The sequence below is a fragment of the Nonomuraea sp. NPDC049624 genome, from assembly GCF_040675255.1.
GTDB lineage: Bacteria > Actinomycetota > Actinomycetes > Streptosporangiales > Streptosporangiaceae > Nonomuraea.
The window spans coordinates 533,784-558,451 of the sequence record NZ_JBFAOR010000005.1 but is presented as its reverse complement, the minus strand read 5'-3'; the positions used below and the strand labels follow the sequence as shown (position 1 = coordinate 558,451).

Annotated in this window: 25 protein-coding genes; 6 read left to right on the top strand and 19 right to left on the bottom strand. The window is 74.3% G+C overall.

All coding sequences use genetic code 11. From position 1 onward, the window contains the following. Positions 1 to 3: 3 nt before the first annotated feature. The 8 genes from ptsP to AB0J76_RS23525 are packed head-to-tail and all read right to left on the bottom strand — an operon-like array spanning position 4 to position 6,623. The gene (gene ptsP / locus AB0J76_RS23560; protein ID WP_364390448.1) at positions 4 to 1,605 is read right to left on the bottom strand and encodes a phosphoenolpyruvate--protein phosphotransferase; all 1,602 of its coding nucleotides are present in this window, start codon (positions 1,603 to 1,605) and stop codon (positions 4 to 6) included. Further along, positions 1,586 to 1,900 carry an HPr family phosphocarrier protein gene (locus tag AB0J76_RS23555; RefSeq protein ID WP_352329388.1) on the bottom strand — a complete coding sequence of 105 codons (315 nt, stop codon included), beginning with the start codon at positions 1,898 to 1,900 and terminating at the stop codon, positions 1,586 to 1,588. The genes ptsP and AB0J76_RS23555 overlap by 20 nt, the downstream gene beginning before the upstream one ends. 12 nt (positions 1,901 to 1,912) lie before the next feature. Further along, positions 1,913 to 2,917 carry a zinc-dependent dehydrogenase gene (locus tag AB0J76_RS23550; protein WP_352329386.1) on the bottom strand — a complete coding sequence of 335 codons (1,005 nt, stop codon included), beginning with the start codon at positions 2,915 to 2,917 and terminating at the stop codon, positions 1,913 to 1,915. After that, the gene (locus AB0J76_RS23545) at positions 2,914 to 3,339 is read right to left on the bottom strand and encodes a PTS sugar transporter subunit IIA (RefSeq protein WP_352329385.1); all 426 of its coding nucleotides are present in this window, start codon (positions 3,337 to 3,339) and stop codon (positions 2,914 to 2,916) included. Before AB0J76_RS23545 ends, AB0J76_RS23550 begins: the two co-directional genes overlap by 4 nt. Beyond that, on the bottom strand, positions 3,332 to 3,640 hold the full coding sequence (locus tag AB0J76_RS23540; RefSeq protein ID WP_352329383.1) for a PTS lactose transporter subunit IIB: 309 nt from the start codon (positions 3,638 to 3,640) through the stop codon (positions 3,332 to 3,334). Before AB0J76_RS23540 ends, AB0J76_RS23545 begins: the two co-directional genes overlap by 8 nt. Before the next feature lie 3 nt (positions 3,641 to 3,643). Then, positions 3,644 to 4,849, bottom strand: coding sequence for a PTS mannitol transporter subunit IICB (locus AB0J76_RS23535; protein ID WP_352329381.1), 1,206 nt, complete (start codon positions 4,847 to 4,849; stop codon positions 3,644 to 3,646). Between the two features lie 32 nt (positions 4,850 to 4,881). Next, positions 4,882 to 5,865 (bottom strand): 1-phosphofructokinase, encoded by a 984-nt coding sequence (gene pfkB / locus AB0J76_RS23530; protein ID WP_352329379.1) that lies wholly within the window; start codon positions 5,863 to 5,865, stop codon positions 4,882 to 4,884. Continuing rightward, a complete protein-coding gene (locus AB0J76_RS23525) occupies positions 5,862 to 6,623 on the bottom strand; it encodes a DeoR/GlpR family DNA-binding transcription regulator (protein WP_352329377.1) in 762 nt (253 codons plus the stop codon). Before AB0J76_RS23525 ends, pfkB begins: the two co-directional genes overlap by 4 nt. A 108-nt stretch (positions 6,624 to 6,731) precedes the next feature. Between AB0J76_RS23525 and AB0J76_RS23520 the strand changes: the two genes are divergently transcribed. Beyond that, a complete protein-coding gene (locus AB0J76_RS23520) occupies positions 6,732 to 7,586 on the top strand; it encodes a hypothetical protein (protein WP_352325247.1) in 855 nt (284 codons plus the stop codon). A gap of 15 nt (positions 7,587 to 7,601) precedes the next feature. Here AB0J76_RS23520 and AB0J76_RS23515 read toward each other — a convergent pair whose 3' ends face one another. The 5 genes from AB0J76_RS23515 to def form a co-directional block, all read right to left on the bottom strand. After that, the gene (locus tag AB0J76_RS23515; protein WP_352325226.1) at positions 7,602 to 7,952 is read right to left on the bottom strand and encodes an MmcQ/YjbR family DNA-binding protein; all 351 of its coding nucleotides are present in this window, start codon (positions 7,950 to 7,952) and stop codon (positions 7,602 to 7,604) included. A gap of 9 nt (positions 7,953 to 7,961) precedes the next feature. Further along, on the bottom strand, positions 7,962 to 8,378 hold the full coding sequence (locus tag AB0J76_RS23510) for a CBS domain-containing protein (protein WP_352325227.1): 417 nt from the start codon (positions 8,376 to 8,378) through the stop codon (positions 7,962 to 7,964). A gap of 131 nt (positions 8,379 to 8,509) precedes the next feature. After that, complete coding sequence (locus AB0J76_RS23505; protein ID WP_352325228.1) at positions 8,510 to 9,931, bottom strand: aminotransferase class V-fold PLP-dependent enzyme; 1,422 nt, start codon at positions 9,929 to 9,931, stop codon at positions 8,510 to 8,512. Next, positions 9,924 to 10,544, bottom strand: coding sequence for an XRE family transcriptional regulator (locus AB0J76_RS23500; RefSeq protein WP_352325230.1), 621 nt, complete (start codon positions 10,542 to 10,544; stop codon positions 9,924 to 9,926). Before AB0J76_RS23500 ends, AB0J76_RS23505 begins: the two co-directional genes overlap by 8 nt. 7 nt (positions 10,545 to 10,551) lie before the next feature. Beyond that, positions 10,552 to 11,118 carry a peptide deformylase gene (gene def, locus AB0J76_RS23495; protein WP_352325231.1) on the bottom strand — a complete coding sequence of 189 codons (567 nt, stop codon included), beginning with the start codon at positions 11,116 to 11,118 and terminating at the stop codon, positions 10,552 to 10,554. A gap of 124 nt (positions 11,119 to 11,242) precedes the next feature. On the opposite strand from def, the gene AB0J76_RS23490 reads away from it, so the two are divergent. Then, positions 11,243 to 12,037, top strand: coding sequence for a methyltransferase domain-containing protein (locus AB0J76_RS23490; protein WP_352325232.1), 795 nt, complete (start codon positions 11,243 to 11,245; stop codon positions 12,035 to 12,037). A 22-nt stretch (positions 12,038 to 12,059) separates the two neighbouring features. Here AB0J76_RS23490 and AB0J76_RS23485 read toward each other — a convergent pair whose 3' ends face one another. Both AB0J76_RS23485 and AB0J76_RS23480 read right to left on the bottom strand, forming a co-directional pair. After that, complete coding sequence (locus tag AB0J76_RS23485; protein ID WP_352325233.1) at positions 12,060 to 12,575, bottom strand: hypothetical protein; 516 nt, start codon at positions 12,573 to 12,575, stop codon at positions 12,060 to 12,062. A gap of 154 nt (positions 12,576 to 12,729) precedes the next feature. After that, complete coding sequence (locus AB0J76_RS23480; protein ID WP_352325234.1) at positions 12,730 to 13,776, bottom strand: hypothetical protein; 1,047 nt, start codon at positions 13,774 to 13,776, stop codon at positions 12,730 to 12,732. A 241-nt stretch (positions 13,777 to 14,017) separates the two neighbouring features. Here AB0J76_RS23480 and AB0J76_RS23475 point away from each other — a divergent pair, with 241 nt between their 5' ends. Continuing rightward, a complete protein-coding gene (locus tag AB0J76_RS23475; RefSeq protein WP_352325235.1) occupies positions 14,018 to 14,953 on the top strand; it encodes a GNAT family N-acetyltransferase in 936 nt (311 codons plus the stop codon). 32 nt (positions 14,954 to 14,985) lie between these two features. Here the strand turns inward: AB0J76_RS23475 and AB0J76_RS23470 are convergent, their stop codons facing one another. Both AB0J76_RS23470 and AB0J76_RS23465 read right to left on the bottom strand, forming a co-directional pair. Next, positions 14,986 to 15,741, bottom strand: coding sequence for a nucleotidyltransferase domain-containing protein (locus tag AB0J76_RS23470; protein WP_352325237.1), 756 nt, complete (start codon positions 15,739 to 15,741; stop codon positions 14,986 to 14,988). Further along, on the bottom strand, positions 15,738 to 16,376 hold the full coding sequence (locus AB0J76_RS23465) for a nucleotidyltransferase domain-containing protein (RefSeq protein ID WP_352325238.1): 639 nt from the start codon (positions 16,374 to 16,376) through the stop codon (positions 15,738 to 15,740). The genes AB0J76_RS23470 and AB0J76_RS23465 overlap by 4 nt, the downstream gene beginning before the upstream one ends. A 57-nt stretch (positions 16,377 to 16,433) precedes the next feature. Here AB0J76_RS23465 and AB0J76_RS23460 point away from each other — a divergent pair, with 57 nt between their 5' ends. Further along, positions 16,434 to 18,299 carry a propionyl-CoA synthetase gene (locus AB0J76_RS23460; RefSeq protein ID WP_352325239.1) on the top strand — a complete coding sequence of 622 codons (1,866 nt, stop codon included), beginning with the start codon at positions 16,434 to 16,436 and terminating at the stop codon, positions 18,297 to 18,299. Between the two features lie 75 nt (positions 18,300 to 18,374). Continuing rightward, the gene (locus AB0J76_RS23455) at positions 18,375 to 21,200 is read left to right on the top strand and encodes a hypothetical protein (RefSeq protein WP_352325240.1); all 2,826 of its coding nucleotides are present in this window, start codon (positions 18,375 to 18,377) and stop codon (positions 21,198 to 21,200) included. A gap of 39 nt (positions 21,201 to 21,239) precedes the next feature. Here the strand turns inward: AB0J76_RS23455 and AB0J76_RS23450 are convergent, their stop codons facing one another. Continuing rightward, entirely contained in the window at positions 21,240 to 22,379 is a 1,140-nt protein-coding gene (locus AB0J76_RS23450) for a HAMP domain-containing sensor histidine kinase (RefSeq protein ID WP_352325241.1), read from the bottom strand. Continuing rightward, on the bottom strand, positions 22,376 to 23,032 hold the full coding sequence (locus AB0J76_RS23445) for a response regulator transcription factor (RefSeq protein ID WP_352325242.1): 657 nt from the start codon (positions 23,030 to 23,032) through the stop codon (positions 22,376 to 22,378). The genes AB0J76_RS23450 and AB0J76_RS23445 overlap by 4 nt, the downstream gene beginning before the upstream one ends. A gap of 155 nt (positions 23,033 to 23,187) precedes the next feature. Here AB0J76_RS23445 and AB0J76_RS23440 point away from each other — a divergent pair, with 155 nt between their 5' ends. Beyond that, entirely contained in the window at positions 23,188 to 24,648 is a 1,461-nt protein-coding gene (locus tag AB0J76_RS23440; RefSeq protein ID WP_352325243.1) for a hypothetical protein, read from the top strand. The last annotated feature ends 20 nt before the right edge of the window (positions 24,649 to 24,668 follow it).

The following is a 24,668-nucleotide window of genomic DNA, read 5'->3' as shown; positions in this document are numbered from 1 at the left end:
CGGTCAGCGCCGCGGCAGCCGGGCGCGCTCGCGGCACTCCTGCAGGGTGAGGGCCGCCAGCGCCTCGCGGACGACGGGCACGCACACCGGGGCCATCGACAGGCTGGACACCCCGAGCCCCACCAGCAGCGGCGCGACCGCCGGGTCGCCGGCGGCCTCGCCGCACACCCCGACCGGCTTGCCCGCCCGCAGCCCGGCCTCGGCGCACATGCCGACCAGCCGCAGCAGGGCGGGCTGGGCCGGGTCGAGCAGGTCGGACAGGCCGGGATGCTGCCGGTCGGCGGCGAAGGTGTACTGGGCCAGGTCGTTGGTGCCGACGCTGAGGAAGTCCACCTCGGCCAGCAGCTCGTCGGCCTGGAGTGCGGCGGCTGGCACCTCGACCATCACGCCCGCGCGGGCGATGCCGCGGGCGCGCACGCGGCGGGCGAAGTCGGCCGCCTCGCGCGCGGTGGTCACCATCGGGGCCATCACCCGCACGTCGGCGCCCGTGGCGCGGGCGGCCTCGGCGATGGCGTCGAGCTGGGCGTCCAGGACGCCGGGCAGCACGCGGTCGACGCGCAGGCCGCGCACGCCCAGCGCCGGGTTGGGCTCGGCCGGCAGGCCGAGGAAGGGCAGCGGCTTGTCGGTGCCGGCGTCGAGCGTGCGCACGGTCACCGGCCCGCCCCCGGCGAACACCTCCGCGTAGGCGGCGACCTGCTCCTCGTGGGAGGGCGGCAGCCTGCGGCCGAGGAACAGGAACTCGGTGCGGAACAGGCCCACGCCCTCCGCGCCCGGCCGCAGGTCCGCGGCCGAGCCGATGTTGTGCAGCAGCCTCACCGGGTGGCCGTCGGCGGTCCTGCCGGGCCCGGCGCCGGCGGCCAGCCGCTCCCGGTCGCGCCGGTCGGACTCCCGTACGCCCTCCGCCTCAGCGCCGGTGAGGCCGACCGTGACCTCGCCGGTGACGCCGTCCACGCCGATCACCGTCCCGTCGGGGACGTCCATGACCCCGGCGCAGGCCACCACGGTGGGCAGGCCGCGGCCGCGGGCCAGGATCGCGGTGTGGCTGGTGGGCCCGCCGCGCTCGGTCACCAGCGCCAGCACCCGCGGGCCCAGACCGGCGGTGTCGGCTGGCGCCAGGTCCGCGGCCACCAGCACGAACGGATGGCCGGGGTCGGGCACGCCCGGCATGGGCAGGCCCAGGGCGGCGGCCACCGCGCGGGACCTGAGGTCGTCGAGGTCGGCGGCCCGCTCGGCGAGGTAGCCGCCGAGCGCGGCCAGGGCCTCCCGGTGCGCGGAGAAGGCGGCGTCCAGGGCGTGGGGGGCGTCCAGGCCGTCGTCGCGCACGTGCGCCTCGGCCTGCTCGCGCAGCTGCGGGTCGGCGGCCATCATGGCCAGCGCCTCCAGGATCTCGGCCCCTTCGGCGCCGGCGTGGGCGGCGCGGCGTTCCAGGTCGGCGGCGAGGGCGTCGAGGGCCTTCGCGACGGCGGCCGCCTCGGCGCCGGGGTCGGTGACCCGGCGGGGCGCGGGCAGCACGGGCGGCGCCGCCATCCGCACCACGGGCCCGGCGGTGCGGCCCTGGCTGACCCCCACGCCCTTCAGCGCCGCCTCAGGCATCGAGCGCCTCACCGGCCGCAGTTTCAGCCGCGCCGGGCGCGGGGACGGCGTCGAGGTCGCGGGTGAGCAGGGCGGCCAGCGCGTCGAGCGCCTCCTCGGCCCCCGCGCCCTCGGCCTCCAGCGTCACCACCGTGCCCCGCACCGCGCCCAGCGACAACACCCCCAGCATGCTGCCGGCCGGCACCGACTTCTCGCCCAGCCGCACCCGCACCGGCACCCCGAGCCGGGCCGCCTCCCGCACGAACACCTTCGCCGGACGCGCGTGCAGGCCGCCGGCCGAGGCCACGGCCACCGTTCGACTCGCCATCGCCAACCTCCTTCAGGGTTCTATCGTCACCTTGATCGCTCTGCCCGTGCTGACGAGGTCGATCCCGTCGAGCACCCGGGGCAGCGGCAGCCGGTGGGTGATCAGGTCGGACACCACGACGGCGCCCTCGGCCACCAGGCGCAGGGCCTCGGCGTTGTGCGCGGGGCTGGAGCCGTTCGCGCCCACGATGGTCAGCTCCCGGTAGTGGACCAGGTTGGCGTCGAGGGCGATGACCGGGTCGTCCTTCGGCAGGCCGCCGAAGAAGCTCACGCGCCCCTGCCGGGCGGCCATCCGGACCGCCTGCTCCTGGGCCGCGCCGGAGGCCGCCGCGGTGATCACGACGTCGGCGCCGCGGCCGCCGGTCAGCTTGAGCACCTGCCCGACGGCGTCGGAGTCGATCACCGCGTCCGGACGCACCAGCGCGGCCGCCATGGCCAGCCGGTCGGCGTTGACGTCCACGAGGAAGACCCGGGACGCGCCGCGCGCCCGCGCCAGCCGTACGTGCAGGCAGCCGATCGGTCCCGCGCCCATCACCACGACGTCGTCGCCCGGCCCCACCCCGGCCAGCGACTGGCCGTTGAGCACGCAGGCCAGCGGCTCGGCCACCGACGCCTCGGCGAACCCGACGCCGTCCGGAACGGTGTTGACCCCGTTCACCGCCAGCACCTTGGCCGGGACGACCACGTACTCGGCGAAGCCGCCGTCGTAGTGGTAGCCCATCGACTCCTGACGCGGGCAGACGGTCAGGCGGCCCCGGCGGCACTCCGGGCACGTCCCGCACGGGATGGCGGCGATCACCTGCACCCGCGCCCCGGTGCCCACGACCTCGCCGGCGATCTCGTGGCCGATCACGCGCGGCGGCCTGATGTGGTGGTGGCCGTACCGGAAGATCTTGGCGTCGGTGCCGCAGGTCGAGCAGTTGCGCACCCGGATCTTCAGCTCGCCCGGCCCGGCCTGCGGCTCCGGCGCGTCCTCGATCCTGAGGTCGCCCGGGGCGTGGAACCTGGCTACCTTCACGTCAGCTCCTTCAGCACCTGGCCCGGCTCCGTCGCCTCGCGCAACGTCCTGGCCCGTTCGGGGTCGAGCAGGATCTCGGCCAGCGCCGCCAGCAGCGGCACGTGCCCGTCGCCGGCCGCGGCGATGCCCACGCACAGCGTGACGCGCTCGCCGTCCCAGTCGATCCCGCCGGGGAAGCGCACGACGCAGATCGCGTCGCGCGTGACGTCCCGCTTGGAGGCGGCCGTGCCGTGCGGGACGGCCACCCCCTCGCCGACGTAGGTGGAGATCGTGCGCTCGCGTTCGAGCATCGCCTCGACGTACGGCTCCGCGACCGCCCCCACCTCCACCAGCACCCGCCCGCACCGGCGGACGGCCTCCTCGCGCGAGGCCGCGCTCTCGTGCAGCAGGATCGCCCGCGCGTCGAGCAGGTCCTCACGCATCGACGGCGCCGCCGTTCCTGATGGTGTTCACCAGCGCGGTCACCGCCGGGTCGCCGAGGAAGACCTGGAAGGACACCAGCGCCTTGCCCGGCGCGGCGGCCCTGGCCCGGGCGGCCAGCCCGGAGTGGCACACGACGACGTCGGCGTCGGCGGGGATGGAGCTCACCGGCGTGTGCTCGACGGTGACGCCGCTCTCCTTGAGCTGCTTGCGGAGCTGGGAGGCGAGCATGACGCTGCTGCCCATGCCCGCGTCGCAGGCCACGACGATCTTGTGGATGTCCTTGCTGTCGATGCCGGCCACGGCTCACGCCTCCTTGCTGACGGGTTCGGTCCTGACGGGTCGGGTGCCGGCGGGTTCGGGGCTCGCGGGCTCGGAAGTCGCGGTCTCGGGGCTCGCGGGTTCGGGCGCCGGCGGGTCCGCGACGGCGTCCTGCGGGCCGGGGGCGTCCGGCTCCGGCTCCTTCTCGCCCCGGCCGAAGCCCAGCAGCACGGCGGCGACGGCGAACGAGACGGCCGCGGCCACCGCGATCCCGGCGATCGAGCCGAGCCAGCCGCCGCGCGGCGTCACCGCGAGGTAGGCGAAGATGCTGCCGGGGGACGGCGTGGCGACCAGGCCCGCGCCGGTGATCATGAAGGTGAACACGCCGGCCGCCCCGCCCGCGATGACGGCCAGGATGAGCCGCGGCTTCATCAGCACGTACGGGAAGTAGATCTCGTGGATGCCGCCGAAGAAGTGGATGATCATCGCGGCGGGCGTGCTTGGCCGCAGCGGACGCGGCCCGAACAGCAGGTACGCCACCAGCAGCCCGAGCCCGGGGCCGGGGTTCGACTCCAGCATGAACAGGATCGACCTGCCCTGCCGCACCGCCTCGGCCACCCCCAGCGGCCCGAGCACGCCGTGGTTGACCGCGTTGTTCAGGAACAGCACCTTGGCCGGCTCGATCAGCAACGAGGCCACCGGCAGCAGGTTGTTGGTGATCAGCCATTCGACCGCCTGGCCCGCCGCATCGGTGACGACCCGGACGACCGGCCCGATGCCCAGCACCCCGGCCACGGCCATCGCGGCGCCCACGATGCCGGCGGTGAAGTTGTCCACCAGCATCTCGAACCCGGCCCGGGTCCGCTGCTCAGTGAACTTGTCCACATATTTCAGGATCACTGCGGCGAGCGGGCCGACGATCATCGCGCCGAGGAACATCGGGATGTCCGAGCCCACGACCACGCCCATCGCCGCCACCGCGCCGACGACCGCGCCGCGCTGCCCGTGGACCATGCGGCCGCCGGTGTAGGCGATGAGGATCGGCAGCAGGGACTTGATGACCGGGTCGACCAGCGCGGCCAGCTCCTTGTCCGGCAGCCAGCCGGTGGGGATGAACAACGCGGTGATCAGGCCCCAGGCGATGAACGCGCCGATGTTCGGCATGATCATCCCGGCCAGATGGCCGCCTAGACGCTGGATGGTGGCCTTGACTCCGGTGCCGTAGACCGGAGGGGTGTAACTGTCGGCCATGGACGTGCTCCTTCGGGGGGATGAGCAGTGGATCAGCCGTGCGGTGCGGGGGCGACCGGCTCCGGGACGGGCGGCGCGTGCGGGACGGTGAGCGGGCGGGCCGGGTCGGGGGCTCCCGTGCGCACCCCGGCGCGGTCGATGTCGGCGGGGCCGGGCATCCTGCTGCCGGGCAGCCGGACCGCCGCCGCGCCCCAGGCCAGCGCCTCGGCCAGGGCGGGGACGCCGTGCCCGCCCGCGGCCAGGAACCCGGCCAGCATGGCGTCGCCGGCCCCGACGGAGCTGCGCGGCCCGGTGACCGCGGCCTCGCCGTACCAGACGCCGTCGTCCTGGACGAGGACGGCGCCGTCGGCCCCGAGGCTGGCCAGCACCGTGCGGGCGCCCGCGGCGCGCAGCCCGGCCGCCGCCTCGACCACGTCGCCGACCCGGCACAACGGCCGGCCGGTCACCGCGGCCAGCTCGTCGAGGTTCGGCTTGACCAGCGCCGGACCGGCCTCCAGCGCACGGGCCAGGGCCGGGCCGCTGGTGTCCACGGCGACGCGCAGGCCCGCGGCGGCGAATCGGCGGCACAGCCGGGCGTAGACGTCGGCGGGCGCCCCGGGCGGCAGGCTGCCCGAGGCCACCACCCAGTCGGCCTCCCGCGCCGCGGCCAGCACGGTCTCGGCGATCGTGTCCAGCTCGGCCGCCGACAACGCGGGCCCCGGCTCGTTGATCTTGGTGACGGTGCCGTCGGGCTCGGCGAGCGCGACGTTGGACCGGGTCGTGCCCGCCACGGGGACGGTGACCATGTCCAGGCCCTCGGCGGCCAGCAGGCGGACGAGCTGCGCGCCCTCGTCCCCGGCGAAGGGCAGCACGGCGCGGGCGGCGACGCCGTTGGCCAGCAGCGCCCGCGAGACGTTGACGCCCTTGCCGCCCGGGTCGAGCCGGGCCCGCGCGGCCCGGATCACCGCGCCCCTGGCCAGGGCGGCGATCTCGATCGTGCGGTCGAGGCTCGGGTTGAGCGTCAACGTGAGGATCACGCCCGGATCACCTCCGGCCCGGCCGCGGCGACGTCGGCGGCCAGCGCCGGGTCGATCCCGGCGTCGGTGATCACCACGTCGATCTCGCCCAGCTCGGCGAACGTGGCCAGGTAGGTGTTGCCGAACTTGGTGTGGTCGGCCAGCAGCACGCTGCGCTGCGCGGCCCGGACCATGGCCCGCTTGATCGCCGCCTCGGCCGGGTCGGGCGTGGTCAGGCCCCGGTCGGGCGAGCAGCCGTTGGCGCCCATGAACGCGACGTCGACGTTGAGGTGGGCCAGCGGGCGCAGCGCCCAGTCGTCGACCGTGGCCAGCGTCTTGCCGCGCAGCCGCCCGCCCAGCACGATCACCTGGAGGTTGGCCCGCGATGCCAGGACGGTGGCCAGCGGCGGCGAGTTGACGATCACGGTGAGCTCGCGGTCGGCGGGCAGCGCCTGGACCAGGCGGCCGGTGGTGGTGCCGGCGTCGATGATGACCGAGCCGTCCTCGGGCAGCTCGGCCAGGGCCGCCTTGGCGATGCGCTCCTTCTCCGCGGTCATCACCTCGTCGCGGGCGGCCAGCGCGGGCTCGAACCCCAGGCGTTCCACGGGGATCGCGCCGCCGTGCACCCGGCGCAGCACGCCCGCCCGCTCCAGCGCGGTCAGGTCGCGGCGGATCGTCTCGGTGGTCACGTCGAGCTCGGCGGCCAGCCGCACCACGTCGACGCGGCCCGCGTCCCGCGCTCTGCGGAGGATCTCCTGCTGCCGCTCCTCGGCGTACATGATGTTGGTTCACCGCCGTTTCTGTTTGGTTTCTCCTGTGTTTATACCCGCTTTCGTTGGACGGTCAAGGGGTGGACGACACAATCTGGTAGTTATAGGCGGGTGCGAATGAAGCCCCTGGCCGCCGCGGCGGCGGTCGTCCCCGTCGTGGCCCTGGCCACGCCCGCCCACGCCGCCGTCGCCCGCCCGATCCAGGTGCCCCCGGGCACCACGGCGGCCTGGGTGGTGTTCGACAGGAAGGCGGGCAGGATCGTCGCCGTCCGGAACGCCCACCGCAAGTTCCGCTCGGCGTCGGTCGTCAAGATCCTCATCGCGATCGACTACCTGGAGCGGCGCAAGAGCGTGCCGCCGGCCGACGCCCGGCTGCTGAAGATCATGTTGCGCTCCAGCGACGACGACGCCGCCTCGGCGTTCTGGGACCGCGACGGCAAGGGGCAGATCATCGTCCGGACCGCCCGCCGGCTCGGGCTGTCCGACACCACCCCGCCGCCCGCGTCCAAGCCCGGCTTCTGGGGCTACACCTCGCTCAGCGCGTACGACGTCGTCCGGACCTACCGCTACCTGCTCGACACCGCCGACGCCCGGGTGCGCGACATCATCCTCGGCCACCTGCGCGCCGCCACGCCGTGCGGCACCGACGGCTTCGACCAGACCTTCGGCATCCCGCGCGCGGTGCCGAGGCCGTGGGCGGTCAAGCAGGGCTGGTCGGGCTTCGGCACGACGCCGCCCGGCAAGTGCGACCCCAAGGCCCTGGCCGCGCCCGTCTCGTGGATCGCGCAGCGCGCCACCGGCTCGGGCGTGCCCGACTACGGCCGGCCCGTGCTGCACACGACGGGCCTGGCCGGCGCCGGCGACCGCCTGGTCATGGCGGTGCTCACCGCGCACCCGGCGGGCAGCGCGTGGAGCGGCTCGGTCAAACGCGTCACCGACCTGACCGCGGCCCTCCACCGCTCGGTGTCGTAGCCGCGGCGGGACGGCTCAGGAGCCGGTCCGGAGTTGCTGTTCCAGGCGGACCTTCTTCGGGACGCACATGCGCCACGCCTCCAGCACCAGCTCGCGCATCTCCGCCACGTCGAGGGCGTCCATGCGGGCGACCACCCAGTTGAAGCGCAGGTCGGACTCGCCGGGCATGAGGAACTTGTCCGGCTCGGCCGCGACCAGGGCCTCGCGTTCCTCCTTGGGGAACCCGAAGCCCATCAGCGTCTCGTCCCGCGAGAACGCCACGTAGACGATCTTTCCCACGCGGAACTTGACCCGGTCCCGGATCAGGTGCTCGGACGAGCGCGGCAGGGTGCGCGCGAAGCGCCGGACGTCCTCGACGGTGATCACACAGCCACGTTAGCGGTTGCCCTCCGCGGCCGAGATGTCGGCGAGCGCGGAGTCCGGGTCGCGCTCCACCGCCAGGTCGCCCAGGCTCACGATGCCGACGGGACGGCCGTCCTCGACGACCGGAAGGCGGCGCACGGCGTGCGAGCGCATGATCTGCACGGCCTGGTCGATGCTCGTGTCGGGCCCGACCGCCTCGACCGACGGGCTGCACGCCTCCCTGACCGGCGTCTCCGGCCCCCGCTCGTCGGCCACCACCCGGATCGTGATGTCCCGGTCGGTGACGATGCCCTTCATGCGCCCGTTCTCGTTGACGATCACCGCGCCCGCGTCGTTGTCGCGCATGAGCGCCGCGGCGGCCGACACCGGCTGGTCGCACTCGACCGTCGCCGGGTGCGAAGTCATCACGTCTGCCACGGTCTCTGCCATGGGATCCTCCTGATTGCTCACGTCCCGGCCGCTTACTACCCGGGCCGGGGGAGCGCTCACAGGGCTTTGTCGGATCCCGGCGTCCGGCCATGCGTGTCCGGTACGTCCGTGGAGGAGCCCTTTACCGGGCCTCAGAGCGTCTTCGCCGCCAGGCGGATCTCCTCCAGCAGGATCGCCAGGTCGTCCTCGGTGGTGTCGGGATGCAGGAAGCAGGCGCGCAGCGCGTCCCGGCCGCCGAGGCGGGTGCCGGTGAGGAAGGCGTTGCCGCGCGCCTGGACCGCGCCCGGCAGGGCCCGGTTGAGCGCGTCGAGCCCGCCGGGTTCGCCGGGTTCGCCCGTCGCGGGCGTGTGGCGGAAGGCCGTGATGGAGGTGGCGACCGGCGCGAGCAGCTCGAAGTCCGGGGCCTGCTCGACCATGGCGGCCAGCGTGCGCGCCAGCCCGGCGGTGTGCTCGACCAGGCGCGTGACGCCCTCCCTGCCCAGGTACGACAGCGTCGCCCAGGTCTTCAGCGCCCGGAACGGGCGGGTCTGCTCGGGCCCGTACTCGGCGAACCAGCCCAGGTCGTCGGCGTTGTCGTCGATCAGGTACGACGGCACCAGGCTGAAGGCGGCCCGCGCGGCGGCCGGGTCGCGCAGCAGCGCGCAGCCGCAGCCGACCGGGACGCCGAGCCACTTGTGCGGGTCGAGGGCCAGCGAGTCGGCCCGGTCCAGCCCCGCGTAGGCGGGCGCCGAACGCGCGTCGAGCACGCCGAGCGCGCCGTAGGCGCCGTCCACGTGGAACCAGAGCCCGTGCTCGGCGGCCACGTCGGCGATGGCGTCGAGCGGATCGACCGCACCGGAGTTGACGGTGCCCGCGCTGCCCGCCACGCAGAACGGCCGCAGGCCCGCCGCCAGGTCGTCGGCGATCATCGTGCGCAGCGCGCCGACGTCCATGCGGAAGGTGGCGTCCACCGGCACCTTGCGGACGTTCCGGGCGCCGAGGCCGAGCAGCTGGGCCGCCTTGTGCAGGCAGCTGTGGCCCTCCTCGGTGACGTACAGGACCATGGGCGGGCGGCCGTGCAGGCCCTCCTCGCGGGCGTCCCAGCCGTCGGCGAGCGCGGCCTGCTGCCGGGCCGTGGCCAGGCAGACGATCGTGGCCATCGACGCGCCGCTGGTCAGCAGGCCCCCGCCGGGCGGGTGCGGGAAGCCGACCAGCTCGGCCAGCCAGCGCACCACCGTGCGCTCCAGCAGCGGGCCCGCGTGGTCGCCGCCCGCGCAGCTCGGGTTGAGCGCGGCGGCCAGCGGCTCGACCACCACCCCCGCGGGGGAGGGCGGCGAGTTCACCCAGCCGAAGAAGCGCGGGTGCCCGTTGCCCATCGGGTACGGCAGCACATGGGCGCTCACGTCGTCGAGCAGCGCGTCGAGCGGACGCCCGGCGTCGGGCAGCGGCAGCTCGCCCAGCCAGGCGCGCTCGGCGGCGGGCACCGGCCGCCACACCGGCCCGGCCGGGACGCCCTCCAGATGGGCGGCCGCGATCTCGGCAGCCCTGACGCCGGCGCGGCGCAGCTCATCCATGCGGGGAATCCCTCCAGGTCTCGTGGTGGCCGCCGCCACCCAGCTCCATGGCCAGGTAGAAGACGCAGTCGGCGGTCCCGTCGTTGGCGAAGGCGTGGCGGTGGTCGCCGGGGTAGGCGGCCGAGTCGCCGGCCGCCAGCTCGTACGGCCGGTCGTCGATCGTCAGGCGCAGCGTGCCGCGTTCGACGGCGAGGTACTCGCGCGAGCCCTTGGCGTGCGGGGCGAACTCGCCCGCGTCCACGCCGGGGCCGATCGTGGTCCGCATGAACTCGAACTCCACCTCGGCCAGCACCGGCGACAACACCCGCCGTTCCCAGCCCGACGGGTCGCGCAGCACCCGCTGCCGGTCGTGCCGCAGCACGCGCACGTCCTCGCGGGCCGGTTCGTCGAGGAGCCGGGAGATCGACGTGCCGAGGGCCGTGGCCAGGCGGTCGAGCACCAGCACGGTCGGCGACTTGGCGCCGCGCTCGACGTCGGAGACCATGCTCCGGCTGATGCCGCTCAGCTCGGCCAGGCGCTCGACGGACAACCCGCGCCCGCGCCGCTCGGCGCGGATGCGCCCGCCCAGCTCGGCCAGGGACAGCCCGCTGGACAGCACGCCTTCACCTTGCATTCCTCCACTATAGCGGAGAAACGTCCTCTTTAGCGGCCTTGGTCTGCTCGTAGGCTGCCAGCACCTGCTTGCGGCGTTTGGCCGGCAGGCGGTCGATGTACAGGTAGCCGTCGAGATGGTCGGTCTCGTGCTGGAGGCAGCGGGCCAGCAGGCCGGTGCCCTCGACGGTGACCGGCCGCCCCTCGGCGTCGAAGCCGTGGACGGTGGCGTGGTCGGGCCGGGGGAGCGGGGCGAACTGGCCGGGGACCGACAGACAGCCCTCGTCGTCGGGATCGAGGCGGCGCTCGCCGAGGCCGGGCAGCTCCAGGGACGGGTTGACCACGACGCCCTTGTGGCCGACCCCCTCGGCGTCGGGGCAGTCGTAGACGAACACGCGCAGCGGCACGCCGATCTGGTTGGCGGCCAGGCCCACGCCCTCGGCCGCGTACATGCTCGCGAACATGTCGTCGACCAGCGCCGCCAGCTCGCCGTCGAACCGGGTGACCGGCTCGCACGGATTGTGCAGCACCGGATCGCCCACGTGCACGATCGGCCGGACCTCTCCCACGACCACGCCTTCCTTTTGCCGGGACATTGCCGCGACCAGTCTATGAGCGACGCCGGACGCGCGATGCCGTCTCAGATAGAAAGACACTTTCTCTCGATAGATGAGACTCGCGCTAGGGTCGGAGCACACATCGTCGTGAAGGAGTCTTTCGATGGACGCCGTCTACACCCACGGGCACCACGAGTCCGTCCTGCGCTCGCACCGGTGGCGCACCGCGGAGAACTCGGCCGCGTACCTGCTGCCGCACCTCCAGCCCGCGATGAAGGTCCTCGACGTGGGCAGCGGGCCCGGCACGATCACCGCGGACCTGGCCGCACTGGTGGCCCACGTGACGGCGTCGGAGGTCACCGAGGACGCCCTGGCGCTGGCCAGGGCCGAGATCGGCGCGCGCGGGCTGGGCAACGTGGACTTCGCCGTCGCCGACGCGCACGCCCTCGACTTCCCCGACGACACCTTCTGCCTGGTCCACGCCCACCAGGTGCTCCAGCACGTGGGAGACCCGGTGCGGGCGCTGCGCGAGATGCGCCGGGTGACCAAGCCCGGCGGGTACGTCGCGGCCAGGGACAGCGACTACTCGGCCTTCGCCTGGTACCCGCGCCTGCCCGCGCTGGACGACTGGATGGCCCTCTACCAGCGCCTCGCCCGCGCGAACGGCGGCGAGCCGGACGCCGGGCGGCGCCTGCTGTCCTGGGCCCGCGCCGCCGGCTTCCAGGAGATCACCGCCACCTCCTCCACCTGGTGCTTCGCCACCCCCGACGACCGCGCGTGGTGGGGCGGCATGTGGGCCGACCGCGTCCGGCGGTCGGCCCTGGCCGAGCAGGCGCTCGCCACGGGCGCGGCCACCGGGTCCGACCTGGAGCGCATGGCCGAAGGCTGGCTGGAATGGGCCGCCGACGACGACGCCTGGCTCTCGGTCCTGCACGGCGAGATCCTCTGCCGCCCCTGACCCGCCGAGCGTGTGGCGTGGTTCAGAGGCCGAGGGTGCGGGTGCGCTGCCACTGGGGGTCGCGGTAGAGCACCTGGTCGGTGCCCAGCAGCTCGTCGGGGGCCGACAACATGGCGATCTCGCCCGCCGCCTGGAGCTGGAGCAGCAGGTCGCGCACCCGAGGCCCCACCGGCAGCCGCCCGGCCGGCAGCCCGAACCCGGCCCGCACCGTGTCGGCGATCTCCGACAGGCGGAACGGCCCGTCGAGCCCCGCCACGATGCCGCGCACCACGGTCATCGTGATCAGCTCCTCGGCCTCGGTGTGGGCGAGCTGCCAGGTGAGCTGCTCCTTGCGGCCCCCGGTCGCCGCGCAGACCGTGCACCCGCGCGTCAGGTCGGGGGCCAGCTGCTCCACCGCCGAGCCGAGACAGGCCGAGCACCGGCCGTTCTCGGCGGCGTGCAGCTCGGCCGCCATCCGCCCGGCCAGCACCGCGCCGCAGTCGCAGCCGAAGCCGTCGCCCAGGATGCCGCTCTGCGGGGAGATCGTATGCTTCGTCATCAAGCCGACTCTACCGGCCCGGGCCGCCGCCCCCGCGGGCCCGCAGCCGTCTCCCCGCAGTCCTGTCCCTCCGGCCGCGTCCCCCAGCCGCGTCCCCCAGCCGCGTCCCCCAGCCCTGTTCCCCTCGCAGCCGCGTCCCCCCGGCCGTGGCCCGTCAGGTGCGGATGTCGGCGAGGCCGCGCAGGCGGCGCAGGGCCTTGCGGGCCGCGGCCGTGACTCGCTCGTCCGGGTGGTGGTCGATGACGACCCGCAGCACCCGTCCCGTCCACGGGTGGTCGCCGAAGGCGAGGATCGCGATCGTGCCCGCCTGCTCCTCCGCGTCCATCCCCATGGCGATCGAGTCGATCACCTCGCCCGCCTCGCCGCCGCCGAACTCCAGCAGCGCCGCCGCCATGTCCACCAGCACCCAGGCGATCTCGTCGGGGGTGGGCCGCCGGTCCTCCCGGCCCGTCCTGGCCGCGACCACCGCGCCCAGCCGGGGCTCCTCCAGCAGCCCGCGCAGCGCCCGGCGGCCCTCCTCGCCGAGGCTCGACTCCAGCAGCTCGACGCCGACCGCCCGGCTCAGCGGGCTCACCCCCGCCAGCGCCCCGGCGATCTCGGCGGCGGCCCGCTCGCGGTCGCGGCCGGCCAGCCAGCCCGTCAGCTCCTCGCTCCGCTCGGCCTCGGGGTAGGAGCGCAGGCCGTGCAGCAGCGTGGCGGCGTCGGCGCCGGCCAGCGTCCCCATGACGGGGATCTCCTGCCCGGCGGTCTCGGCGATGATCAGCCGCGCCACCCACAGCCCGAGCCAGCTCAGCGTGTACGGCTCCGCCTGCCGCACCAGCCCCAGGTCGGTCAGCGCCTGAGGCACCCGCCCGGCGACCGGCTCCCTGGACAGGAACATGCGGATGAGCTCCAGCAGCAGCCGCTCGTCGGCGGCCAGCCGCGCCCGGCACACCCGCGCCCACGCCTCCAGCACCCGCGCGTCGCCGGCCCGCTCGTCGCCCTGCTCCTCTCCCTGCTCGTCGCCCTGCCCGGCCTGCGGGGCGTCGCCTTGCCCGGCCTGCAGGGCGTCGGGGTCGGCCTGCGGGGCGTCGGGCGGGTCGAGCAGGGCCTTCAGCTCGCCGGCGAGCGGCGCGGCGCGGACCGCGGAGGCCAGGGTGGCGGCGTCGGGCAGCCGGATCGGCGGTTGCAGCGGCAGCGCGTCGTCGTCGTAGGACCTCACGGAGCCCATCCTGTCCTCATCGTCGGCCGGGTCGGAATCGTCCCGCCGGATCGCGAAACGCCGGAAACTGGACGCGGTCCAGCGTACTCACGTCGCCCTCCGGCCACGAGGGGAAGATCACGTCCGGGAAAACGGCGGGCGGGCGGCGGCGGGGTGGACTAAAGTGCTGCGAAATGTCGGGAGAAGGGAGGCACTGAGATGTTTGGCAGTGTAAGTGTGGTTTTCATTTCTCGGAGGAACTGTGCTTTTCCGTCCCGCGGCCGAGGCTGACCTCGACCGCCTGCTCGGCTGCGTCGTCGACGAATCCATCAGCTGGGCCCATCCCGACCGGCTGCTCTCCTTCCTGGAGAGCAGCAACTACCGCTACGACCGCATCTGGCTCGCCGAGGAGAACGGCGAGATCCTGGCCCGCGCCGTCTGGTGGGGCTTCGCCGGCGAGGAGCGACCGCTCGCCCTCGACTGCGTCTACGTCCACCCCTCGGTCGAGGACCGGGTGGGGCTGGCCGGTGAGCTGCTGCGCCACGCGCACGCCGCGTTCGGCCGCACGCCGGAGTACCACGTCTTCGTCTCCAACGGCTGGCGTGAGGACCCGAAGGCGTCGGCGGCCATCGCCTGGCGCTGGGAGGCCGCCGGCCGCGCCGGGCTGACCGAGGAGCTGGAACGCCTGCGCTACGCCTGGACGCCCGGCTCGCCCGTGCCCGAGCCGTCCGACCGGCTGGTCTTCCGCGGCGATGACGACGACGAGGTCTTCGTGGACGCCTTCCGCCAGGTCGCCGAGGGCACCCTCGACTTCCACACCCGCCAGGCCCTGATGACCATGGACCCCGTGGAGCAGGCCCGCGAGGACGTCCGCGACAACCGCTCGATGCGGGGCGAGCGGTCCTGGTGGCGGCTGGCCTACGACAAGAGCGGCGACCTGGTCGGCGTCGCGCTGCCCTCGGCCAACGACGCCGGGCCCGTGGTCGGCTACCTCGGCGTGGTGCCCGCGCACCGGGGCCGCGGCTACGTCGACGAGCTGCTCGGCGAGATCACCCGCTTCCACGCCGAACGCGGCGTGCCGGGGATCATGGCCGACACCGATGCGGGCAACGTCCCGATGGCGAGGGCGTTCGAACGCGCCGGGTACGAGAACGTCTCGGTCCGGCTCGTCTTGTCGGCCGACCCCGGCGCCGCCTGACCACCCGTCCCGTCCCTGACCCGCCGCGCCCGTCAGGGGCGGGACGCCAGGCGCGCGCGCACGGCCAGGTCGTGCAGGGCGTCGCCCGCGGTGGCCCGCTCGGGCAGCGCCGAGCCCTCGCGCGCCGCCTCCAGCGCGGCCGTCATCCGCGCCACGTCGTCGGCCACGCCCGCCACCTGCGGCGCCGCGCCGTGCTCCGCCTCCCGCTTGGCCGCCACCAGCTCCGGCAGGTACGGCGGCCCGTACGGCAGCAGCCGGGTCAGGTCGGCCTCCAGCTCCCCGGTGCGCATGAGGTGGGTGCCCGTCGCCAGCACGCGGAAGGTGTACAGCAGCGGCTTCAGCTCGCCCGTACGCCCGAACAACCGCCACTGCGTACGCGCGAACCCCAGGTAGTGGTGGGCGTGGTGCCGCGTCACGCACCCGGCCGCCAGCGCCACCAGCTCCTCGTGCACCGGCGATGAGGCCACCACCAGCGGCGACAGGAGCTGTTCGAGCACGTAGCCGTTGCGGCCGAGCAGCAGCCGGCAGAACTTGACCAGGTCGTGGGTGACCAGGTCCACCTCGACGCCCTCGCGCGTCCACGTCCGGTCCAGTGTCTGCGGCCCGGTGCGCAGCCCGGCCACCTCCTCGACCGGCAGCACGTGCACGCCACGCAGGTCCACGTCGGAGTCCACGGACGGGAAGCCGTACAGGTGGGCGCCGCTCACGGTGGCGAACGCCACCGGGTACGGCTGCTCACCGGGGATCTCCGGCAGCCACGACGGTAACCAGGACGGCAGCGCGTTCACAGGTGCTCCTTCCGCACGCCCACCAGGAAGTCCTCCACACGTTCACGGTCCGGACGCTCCGGCAGGACGCAGGGCGCGGCGGCCAGCTCCGCCGCCAGCCCGGCCCGCCAGGCGTCCACCTCCGCCCACGGGACCTCGCCGCGCCGGACCGCCAGCAGCCGTTCGCGGTGCGCCCCGACATCGACCAGCGGCTCGCCGTGCCGCATCAGGTGCAGGCCGCTGAGCAGCAGCCGCAGCATGTGCATGGCCTGCTTCCACCTGGGCGCGGCCGGGTCGAGACGCCGGAACTGGTCGACGGCGTACCCGGCGAAGGTCTGCCGCGCCCGCCGCGACACGAACGCCCCGCGCAGCTCCAGCAGCCGCCGCCCGGCCGGGGTGGCCACCTCCACGATCGGCGACCACAGGCACTCCAGCACCGTCGGGTTGGCCTCCAGGGCCAGCACGCAGAAGCGCTCCACCTCCCACGAGAACTGCTCGGGCAACGGCCCGTCGCGGTGCGTGGGCGGCTTGGCCAGCCGCCAGAAGTCCGCGGTGGGGGCCACGAACACGCCGCGCCGGTCGGTGTCGGACGCCGCGGTCTCCAGCCCGTACGCCCGTGAGCCCGTCACGACGGACAGGATGAGATCGTCATTCATCCGGACACCCTCCCACGGGGCTTGCGTTCGGGGGCCGGCGGCTGGTCTGATCGAAAAGTGGGCGGCTATGACGAGGCTTACCGGCGGAGCATCCAGCGCCCGGAGGAGTTCTGGGCGCAGGCGGCGCGCGACATCGACTGGGACGTCGCGCCCGCCGTCGTCAGCGACGGGAAGCGGTGGTTCCCCGACGGACGGCTCAACACCTGCCACAACGCGCTCGACCGGCACGTCGCGGCCGGCCGCGGCGAGCAGGCGGCGCTGATCCACGACAGCCCGGTCACCGGCGCCATCCGCACGATCACCTACGGCGAGCTGCTCGACGAGGTGGCGCGGACGGCGGGCATGCTGAAGGCGCTCGGCGTGACGGCCGGCGACACCGTCGTGATCTACATGCCGATGGTGCCCGAGGCGGTCGTCGCGATGCTGGCCTGCGCCCGGCTCGGCGCGGTGCACTCGGTGGTGTTCGGCGGCTTCGCGGCCAGGGAACTGGCCCTGCGCATCGAGCACGCCGAGCCCAAGGTCGTGCTCTCGGCCTCCTGCGGCATCGAGCCGGCCCGGGTCGTGGCCTACAAGCCGCTGCTCGACGCCGCCCTCGACCAGGCCGCCCACCGGCCCGCCCACTGCGTGATCCTGCAGCGCCCGCAGGGCCCGGCCGAGCTCACGCCCGGCCGCGACCTCGACTGGCACGAGGCCGTGCGCGCCGCCGAGCCCGCCGGGTGCGTCAGCGTGGCCGCCACCGACCCGCTCTACGTGCTCTACACCTCCGGCACCACCGGCCTGCCCAAGGGCGTGGTGCGTGACAACGGCGGCCACGCGGTCGCGCTGCGCTGGAGCATGACCAACGTCTACGGCGCTGCCCCCGGCGAGGTCTTCTGGGCCGCCTCCGACGTCGGCTGGGTCGTCGGCCACTCCTACATCGTCTACGCGCCGCTGCTGACCGGCTGCACCACCGTGCTGTACGAGGGCAAGCCCGTCGGCACGCCCGACCCCGGCGCGTTCTGGCGGGTGACCGCCCAGCACGACGTGCGCACGCTGTTCACCGCGCCCACCGCGATCAGGGCCATCAGGAAGGAAGATCCCACCGGCAGTTTCGCGAAGAAGTGGGACCTGTCCGGGTTGCGGCACCTCTTCCTCGCCGGTGAGCGCCTCGACCCCGACACCTACCACTGGGCCAGCGACCTGCTCGGCGTCCCCGTCATCGACCACTGGTGGCAGACCGAGACCGGCTGGCCGGTCGCGGCCAACTGCGTCGGCATCGAGACCCTGCCGATCAAGCCGGGCTCGCCGACGAAACCCGTCCCCGGCTACGACGTGCGCGTGCTCGACGCCGAGGGCCGCGAGTGCCCGCCCGGCGTGGAGGGCGCGGTCACCGTCCGGCTGCCGCTGCCGCCCGGCTGCCTGCCCACCCTCTACCGGGACGAGGAGCGCTTCCAGGCCTCCTACCTGTCCCGCTACCCCGGCCACTACCTGACCGGCGACGGCGGCCACATCGACGCCGACGGCTACCTCTACGTCATGGGCCGCATCGACGACGTGATCAACGTGGCCGGCCACCGCCTGTCCACGGGCGCGATGGAGGAGGTGATCGCCGCCCATCCCGACGTCGCCGAGTGCGCGGTGATCGGGGTGGCCGACGCGCTGAAGGGCCAGCTCCCGGTCGGGTTCGTGGTGCTCAAGTCCGGCTCCGGCCGCGACCCGGCCGACGTCGAGCGCGAGCTGACCGCCCTGGTGCGCGAGCGCGTCGGGCCGGTCGCCGCCTTCCGCCGGGCCGTGGTGGTCGCCCGGCTGCCCAAGACGCGCTCGGGCAAGATCCTTCGCGCCACGATGCGCGACATCGCCGACGGCCGGCCGTACGCCACGCCGTCCACCATCGAGGACCCCGGCGTGCTGCCGGAGATCGCCGACGCGGTGAAAGGCCCATAGCGGAGCGGGCATCCGGGCAGCGCCGGGGCCCCTCCCGGCGCATGATGGGACCTCCCGGTCCCGGAGAGAAGGCTGATGATCGAGACCCCGAGTTACGCCGACGCCCTGAGGGTGCTCGGCTGCAAGGAGGGCAGGCTCGTCAAGGTGGTCGGCTTCGCCGCGGCCGCCGCCCGCACGGGGTGGGCGCTGGCCGGGGGCGGGCTGCTCACCATGGGCCTGGCCGACCTGCGTTCCGACGTCGTGCGCTACGGCGAGGAGGTCATCCGCAGGATGCCCGAGCTGAAGGGCGGCGTGGACCGTTACACCCGCACCCAGCGCCTGGCCGCCGCGCACGCGGTGATCGTCGTGTCGGCCTGGTTCGAGGCGCTCGGGGAGGCCAAGCTGCCCTTCACCCTGGAGCAGCTCGACCGGGCCGACAAGATCTCCCACGGCGTGCCCACCCCCGAGCGCTTCGCCCGCCTGGTGGCCGGTCTCCTCATGGAACGCCTGCCCACCCCCGAGCCGCACGTGCCCTTCGCCGAGACCCGCCAGGCCGTCGAACGCGCCCACCTGCGCATGTCGGAGGCGATGGCCGGGTTCGTCGGCGGCCTCAGCGTGTGGGACGAGCTGCCCGTCGACGACCAGCTCCTGTTACCCCGCATGCTGGCCGAGGGCCCGCCCGCGCACGCGCTGCGCATCTACGACGAGGACTTCCGCTCGTTGTCCCTGGACAGCCACGAGTTCGGCGTGCGCAGCCTGGTCGCCGACCGCCAGACGCCGGGCACCGGCCTGTCGCGGGTGGCCTGGCTGCTGGCCGAGCTGGCCCCGCCGCGGGTCGGCGACCGTCCCATGATCCACCGGGTCAGGATGGCCGCGAACGCGCTCGACCGTCCCCTGCTGGCCGCCGGGAAGCTGCCCGAGGACGTCTCGCTCCCGCTGCTCGGCGAGGGCTACCTCAGTCCGCGCTGCCGGGTCGCCGAGCTGACCCGCGAGTCCGACCCCTCCTCCGTCAGCTGGTGGCGGGACCAGCGCCTGCTGCCCGACGCCGAGGCGTTCCTCGTCGGCCACCTCACCTCGCTGCGCGCCACCCAGGCGCCGCTGCTGGTGCTCGGCGAGCCCGGCTCGGGCAAGTCCAAGCTGACCGAGGTGCTCGGCGCCCGGCTGGCCAGGTCGGAGTTCCTGCCGATCCGGGTGGAGCTGCCGCGCGTCTCGCCGCGCGCGCCGGTCGCCGAGCAGATCGAGCAGGCCGTCGCCGCCGTGCTGGAGGAGGAGGTCGCCTACGCCGACCTGGTCGCCGCGGGCGAGGGCGCGCTGCCGGTGATCCTGCTCGACGGCTTCGACGAGCTGCTGCAGGGCGGCGTCAACCGCTACGACTATCTCGGGCATCTCCAGGAGTTCCAGCGCCGCGAGGCCGCGCTGGGGCGGCCCGTCGTGGTGATCGTGACCAGCCGGACCGTGGTGGCCGACCGCATCAGGTTCCCCGACGGGCTGCTGGCGCTGCAGCTCCAGCCGTTCGAGGACGACCAGGTGCGCCAGTGGCTCGACATCTGGGACCAGGCCAACCGCGCCCTGCTGGCCCGGCGCGACCTGAAGCCCCTGCCCGCGGCGACCGCGCTGGCCCAGGGCGAGATGGCCCGGCAGCCGCTGCTCCTGCTGCTGCTCGCGCTCTACGACGCCGGCGGCAACGCCCTGCAGCGCGAGCACCGCCCGATCGGCCGCGCCCGCCTGTACGAGGTGCTGCTGCGCGACTTCACCGAGCGCGAGACCGCCACCCCGCAGCGGGTGCTGATCGACAGCGAGCTCGTCCTGCTCGGCACGGTCGCCCTGTCCATGCTCGCCCGCGGCCGGCAGGTCATCACCGAGGAGGACCTCGCCCGCGACCTGCCCGCCCTGTGCGAAGGCGGCCAGGACGAGCCCTACGAGCCCGGCGAGCCGCGGCCGCCCGTCGACTGGGCCCGCCGGGCCACCGAGCGCTTCTTCTTCATCCGCCGGGACGGCCACTCCTTCCTCCACTCCACCTTCGGCGAGTTCCTGACGGCCTGGCTGACCGTGTACGCGCTGCGCGACCTCGACCGGCGCCGCCGCCTGGCCGGGGACGAGCCGCTGGCCCTGGCCCAGAGCGTGGACGACGACCTGCTCTACGCGGTCACGTCGTTCTCCTGCCTGGCCGAGCGCGGCCCGACGGTCGGGTTCATCCTGGAGCTGCTGGACGAGGTGCCGGCGGCCGTCCGCGCCCGGTGCGTGACCCACCTGGCCGGGCTGCTGCGCCGGTCCCTGTACGAGCGCCGCCGCCGCTGCTTCACCGGCTTCGAGCCGGTACGCCATCCCGTCACCCGCCGCCTGGCCGCCTACTCGGCCAACCTGGCGCTGCTCATCGTGGCCGCCTCGCCGGAGCCGGTGGCCGTCTCGCACATCCTGGGCGGCCCCGACCCGCTGGGCCGCTGGGCGTCCTTCAGCCACCTGTGGAAGGGCCAGCTCGGGCACGAGGGCTGGACGGGCCTGGTCAACGCCCTGTCGGCGCATCGCGCCGCCGGGCGGGGCCAGGAGGAGGTGATCCTCGGCGGCGGCGAGGGCACGGCGATGGGCGACGCGATCGCCGCCGCCGCCACCGGTCACGCGCCCCGCCACCGCAGGCTGCTCGACCTGCTGATGCTGGCCGTGGGGGAGGGGCGCGCGCTGCGCTTCCACGACCGGGTGGCCGTCCTGCGGGAGCTGGTGGAGACGGCGGCCGTGCGGTCCCCGGCGGTGCACCGGGCGCTGGGCGCGTTGTGGCGCGAGGACGGCGCCGACCACGCCGAGCTGCGCCCGCTGCTCGGCCTGGTGCTGGCCGACCCGACCGAACGCGTGGCGACCTGGGAGCAACTGGTCAAGGCGGGCGTGCCGGAGGAGGAACTCTGGCAGATCCGCCAGGGCGGCGACTGATCCATCGAAGCGGCTTCATCGACGGCGGCGCGCCGGATGTCAGGGCGCGGACGGGTCCACCGGCAGCTCCACGGTGATCGTCAGGCCGCCCTCGTCGCGCGGCCTGGCGGTGACCGTGCCCTCGTGGGCCTCGGCGATGACCCGCACGATCGACAGGCCGAGCCCGCTGCCCCGCTCCGAGCGCAGCCGGTCGCCGTGCAGCCGCCGGAACGGCTGGAAGATCGTCTCGATCTCGTACGGCGGCACGTGCAGCCCGGTGTTGGCCACCACCAGCTCGACCTGCTCGGCCCGCCGCCGCGTCGTCACCCACACCTCGCCCTTGGGCTGGTTGTGCCGGATCGCGTTCTCCACCAGGTTCTGCACCAGCCGCTCGACCAGCACCGCCTCGCCCGTCGTTGGCGCCGAGTCCAGCAGCCGGTGGATCGTCACGTCCCGCTCGGCCGCCTCCTCGCCGGCCTGGTCGAGCACGTGCTCGGCGACGTCGGTCAGGTCGAAGGGCCGCCGGTCCAGCACCGCCTGCTCGCCCTCGGCCAGCGCCAGCAGGCCGTCGATGAGGCGTTCGTGCCGGGCGTTGACCAGCAGCAGCGACTCGCCGAGCCGCTTGACGTCGTCGGTGGCGTCGGGGCGGCGCACCGCGACGTCCACCAGGGTGCGGTTGATCGTCAGCGGGGTGCGCAGCTCGTGCGAGGCGTTGGCGACGAACCGGCGCTGCCCGTCGAAGGAGCGGGCCAGCCGGTCGAGCATGGTGTCGTAGATCTCGGTGAGCTCCTTGACCTCGTCGCGCGGGCCCTCGTAGGCGATGCGCTCGGTCAGGTCGTGGCTCTGGGCGACCCGGCGGGCGGTCTCGGTCACCGTCTTGACCGGGCGCAGCACCCAGCCCGCCGCCCGCCAGCCGACCCCGAACGCGCCGGCCGTGGCGGCCAGCACGACGATCCCGCCCACCGTGCGCACGCAGCTCAGCGTCTCGCGCTGGTAGGCCGCGCGCACCCGCATCGCGTTGCGGTAGGCGGCCTCGTAGGAGTCGCCGTAGGAGTACTCCCGGGGGAAGTCGGGCCTGATCAGGTCCGCCCGGTACTCCAGCTGCGACCGGACGACGAAGTACACCCCGGTCACCGTCAGGGCGCCGAGGAAGAGGAACACCCCGGCGCAGGCCAGGGCGAAACGCATGCGCACGGTCATGGGATGCGGTACCCCGATCCGGGGACGGTCTCGATCACCTGCGGTTCGCCGAGCTTCTTGCGCAGCTTCATCATCGTGGTCCGCACGGTGTTGGTGAACGGGTCGATGTGCTCGTCCCAGACCTTCTCCAGCAGGTCCTCGGCCGAGACCACCGCGCCCTGGGCGCGCAGCAGCTCGGCCAGCACGCCGAACTCCTTGCGGGCCAGCGGCACGTACACGCCGTCGCGGAACACCTGCCGGTGCGCCCAGTCCAGCCGCACGCCCGCCCGCTCCAGCATCGGCGGGTCGGCCCGGCGGGCGCGCCGCCCGAGCGCGTGCACCCGCGCCACCAGCTCCTCGAACGCGAACGGCTTGGGCAGGTAGTCGTCGGCCCCCAGCGACAACCCCGACACCCGCGAGCGCACGTCGCCGGAGGCGGTCAGCATGAGCACCCTGACCAGCCGATCCTGCTCCACCACCGTCCGGCACACCTCGTCGCCGTGCACCCCCGGCAGGTCCCTGTCGAGGATCAGCACGTCGTAGTCGTGCACGCCGAGCCGTTCCAGCGCCGCCTCCCCGTCATAGGCGACGTCGACGGCGAGCGCCTCGCCCCGTAACCCCTCGGCGATCGAGTCGGCGAGCATGCGCTCGTCCTCGGCGATCAGAACCCGCACCTGTAGCCCCCAAAAAGATCTTAAATGCCGCAAGTCTGGATCAGACCGCATAACGCGGGCGTAACCAGTTCCGGTGACGCTCAGGTTATCGGCGTCCCGCTGGACTGCCTCCCTGACGACCGGGACCGGCCCGGTCGGCCACGGGGGAGAAGGTCATGGCAGCCACCCTGGCCGGAACGCGTCCGCTCGCGCCCGCCGCGCGCCGCCCGCGCGGCCACGGGCTGTTCGCCTGCGTGCTGGCGCTGGCCGCCGCACTGCGCGTGCTGGTCATGCTCGGGTACGACACGGCGCAGCTGTACTGGTACGACTCCTTCACGTACCTGGACACCGCCGTGCACCTGCGGCCGCAGGCGGCCTTCCACCCAGCCGGGTACTCCTGGTTCCTGTGGGCCCTGCGGCCCTTCCACAGCGTGGAGCTGGTCGCCGGGGTGCAGCACGCCATGGGGCTCGGGGTCGGCGTGATGATCTACGCGTTGCTGCGCCGCCGTTCGCTGCCCGGCTGGGGGGCCGCCCTGGCGACCGTGCCGGTGCTGTTCGACCCGTCCTTCGTCCGGCTGGAGCACGCCGTGCTGTCGGACCTCCAGGTCATCTTCCTGATCACCGCCGCGCTGGTGGTGCTGATGTGGCGCCGGGCCCCCTCGGACGCGCCGCGCGGCCTGCCCGCGGTGCCGTCGGCGCGGGCCGCGGCGGTGGCCGGGCTGCTGCTCGCCCTGGCCGGGCTGACCAGGACCGCCGCCGTGCCGCTGCTCGCCCTGGCGGCCGGCTGGCTGGTGCTGCGCCGCGCACCCTGGCGGCGGGTGGCCGCGCTGGTGCTGGCCGGCGCGCTGCCACTGGCGGCCTACGCCGGCTGGTACGCCCAGCACCACGGCCGGTTCGCCCTCAGCGGCTCCGACGGCGTCGCCCTGTGGGCCAGGACCATGACCTTCGCCGACTGCTCGATCATCCAGCCGCCGCCCGCCGAGGCCCCGCTCTGCCCGAACGGCACCGTCGCCGACGCCGCCTCGGAGTACGTCTGGGCCCCCGGCGCCTCGCTCAACCGGCTGCCGGGCGACCGGTTCGCCCACAACGACCTGGCCAGGTCCTTCGCGCTGCGCGCCATCGCCGCCCAGCCGCTGGACTACCTGCGCGAGGTGGCCCGCGACACCTCACTCGCCTTCACCTGGTCGCCGGTGCCCCACCCCCGGCGGATGAACCCCTCCACCACCTTCCCCCGCGGCTCCTGGCCGCTGCCCGAGCAGCAGCCCCTCGTCGCGAAGGTGCGCTCGGAGTACGACCCCGGCATCCGCGGCATGAGCTCCGTCGAGCCGTACGCCTCGATCCTGGCCGCCTACCCCTACCCCTGGTTCCTGCACGGCACGGTCTTCGGCGTGCTGCTCCTGGCCGGCGGCCTCGGCTCGGCCGGACGCCGCCGCGCCGCCCTGCTGCCGTGGGCCATGGCGGCGTTCCTGCTGGTGGCCCCGGTGGCCGCCCTCGACTTCGACCACCGGTACGTCCTGCCCGCCATCCCCTTCGCCTGCGTGTCCGCCGCTCTGGCCGTCGCGGGGGCGGGACCGCGGACCTGGGGGTTTCCGGGCCTGACCTTTCAGAGGCTGACATCCTTGCGAAAAAATACGTAATATCCACTGCATCACGAGCG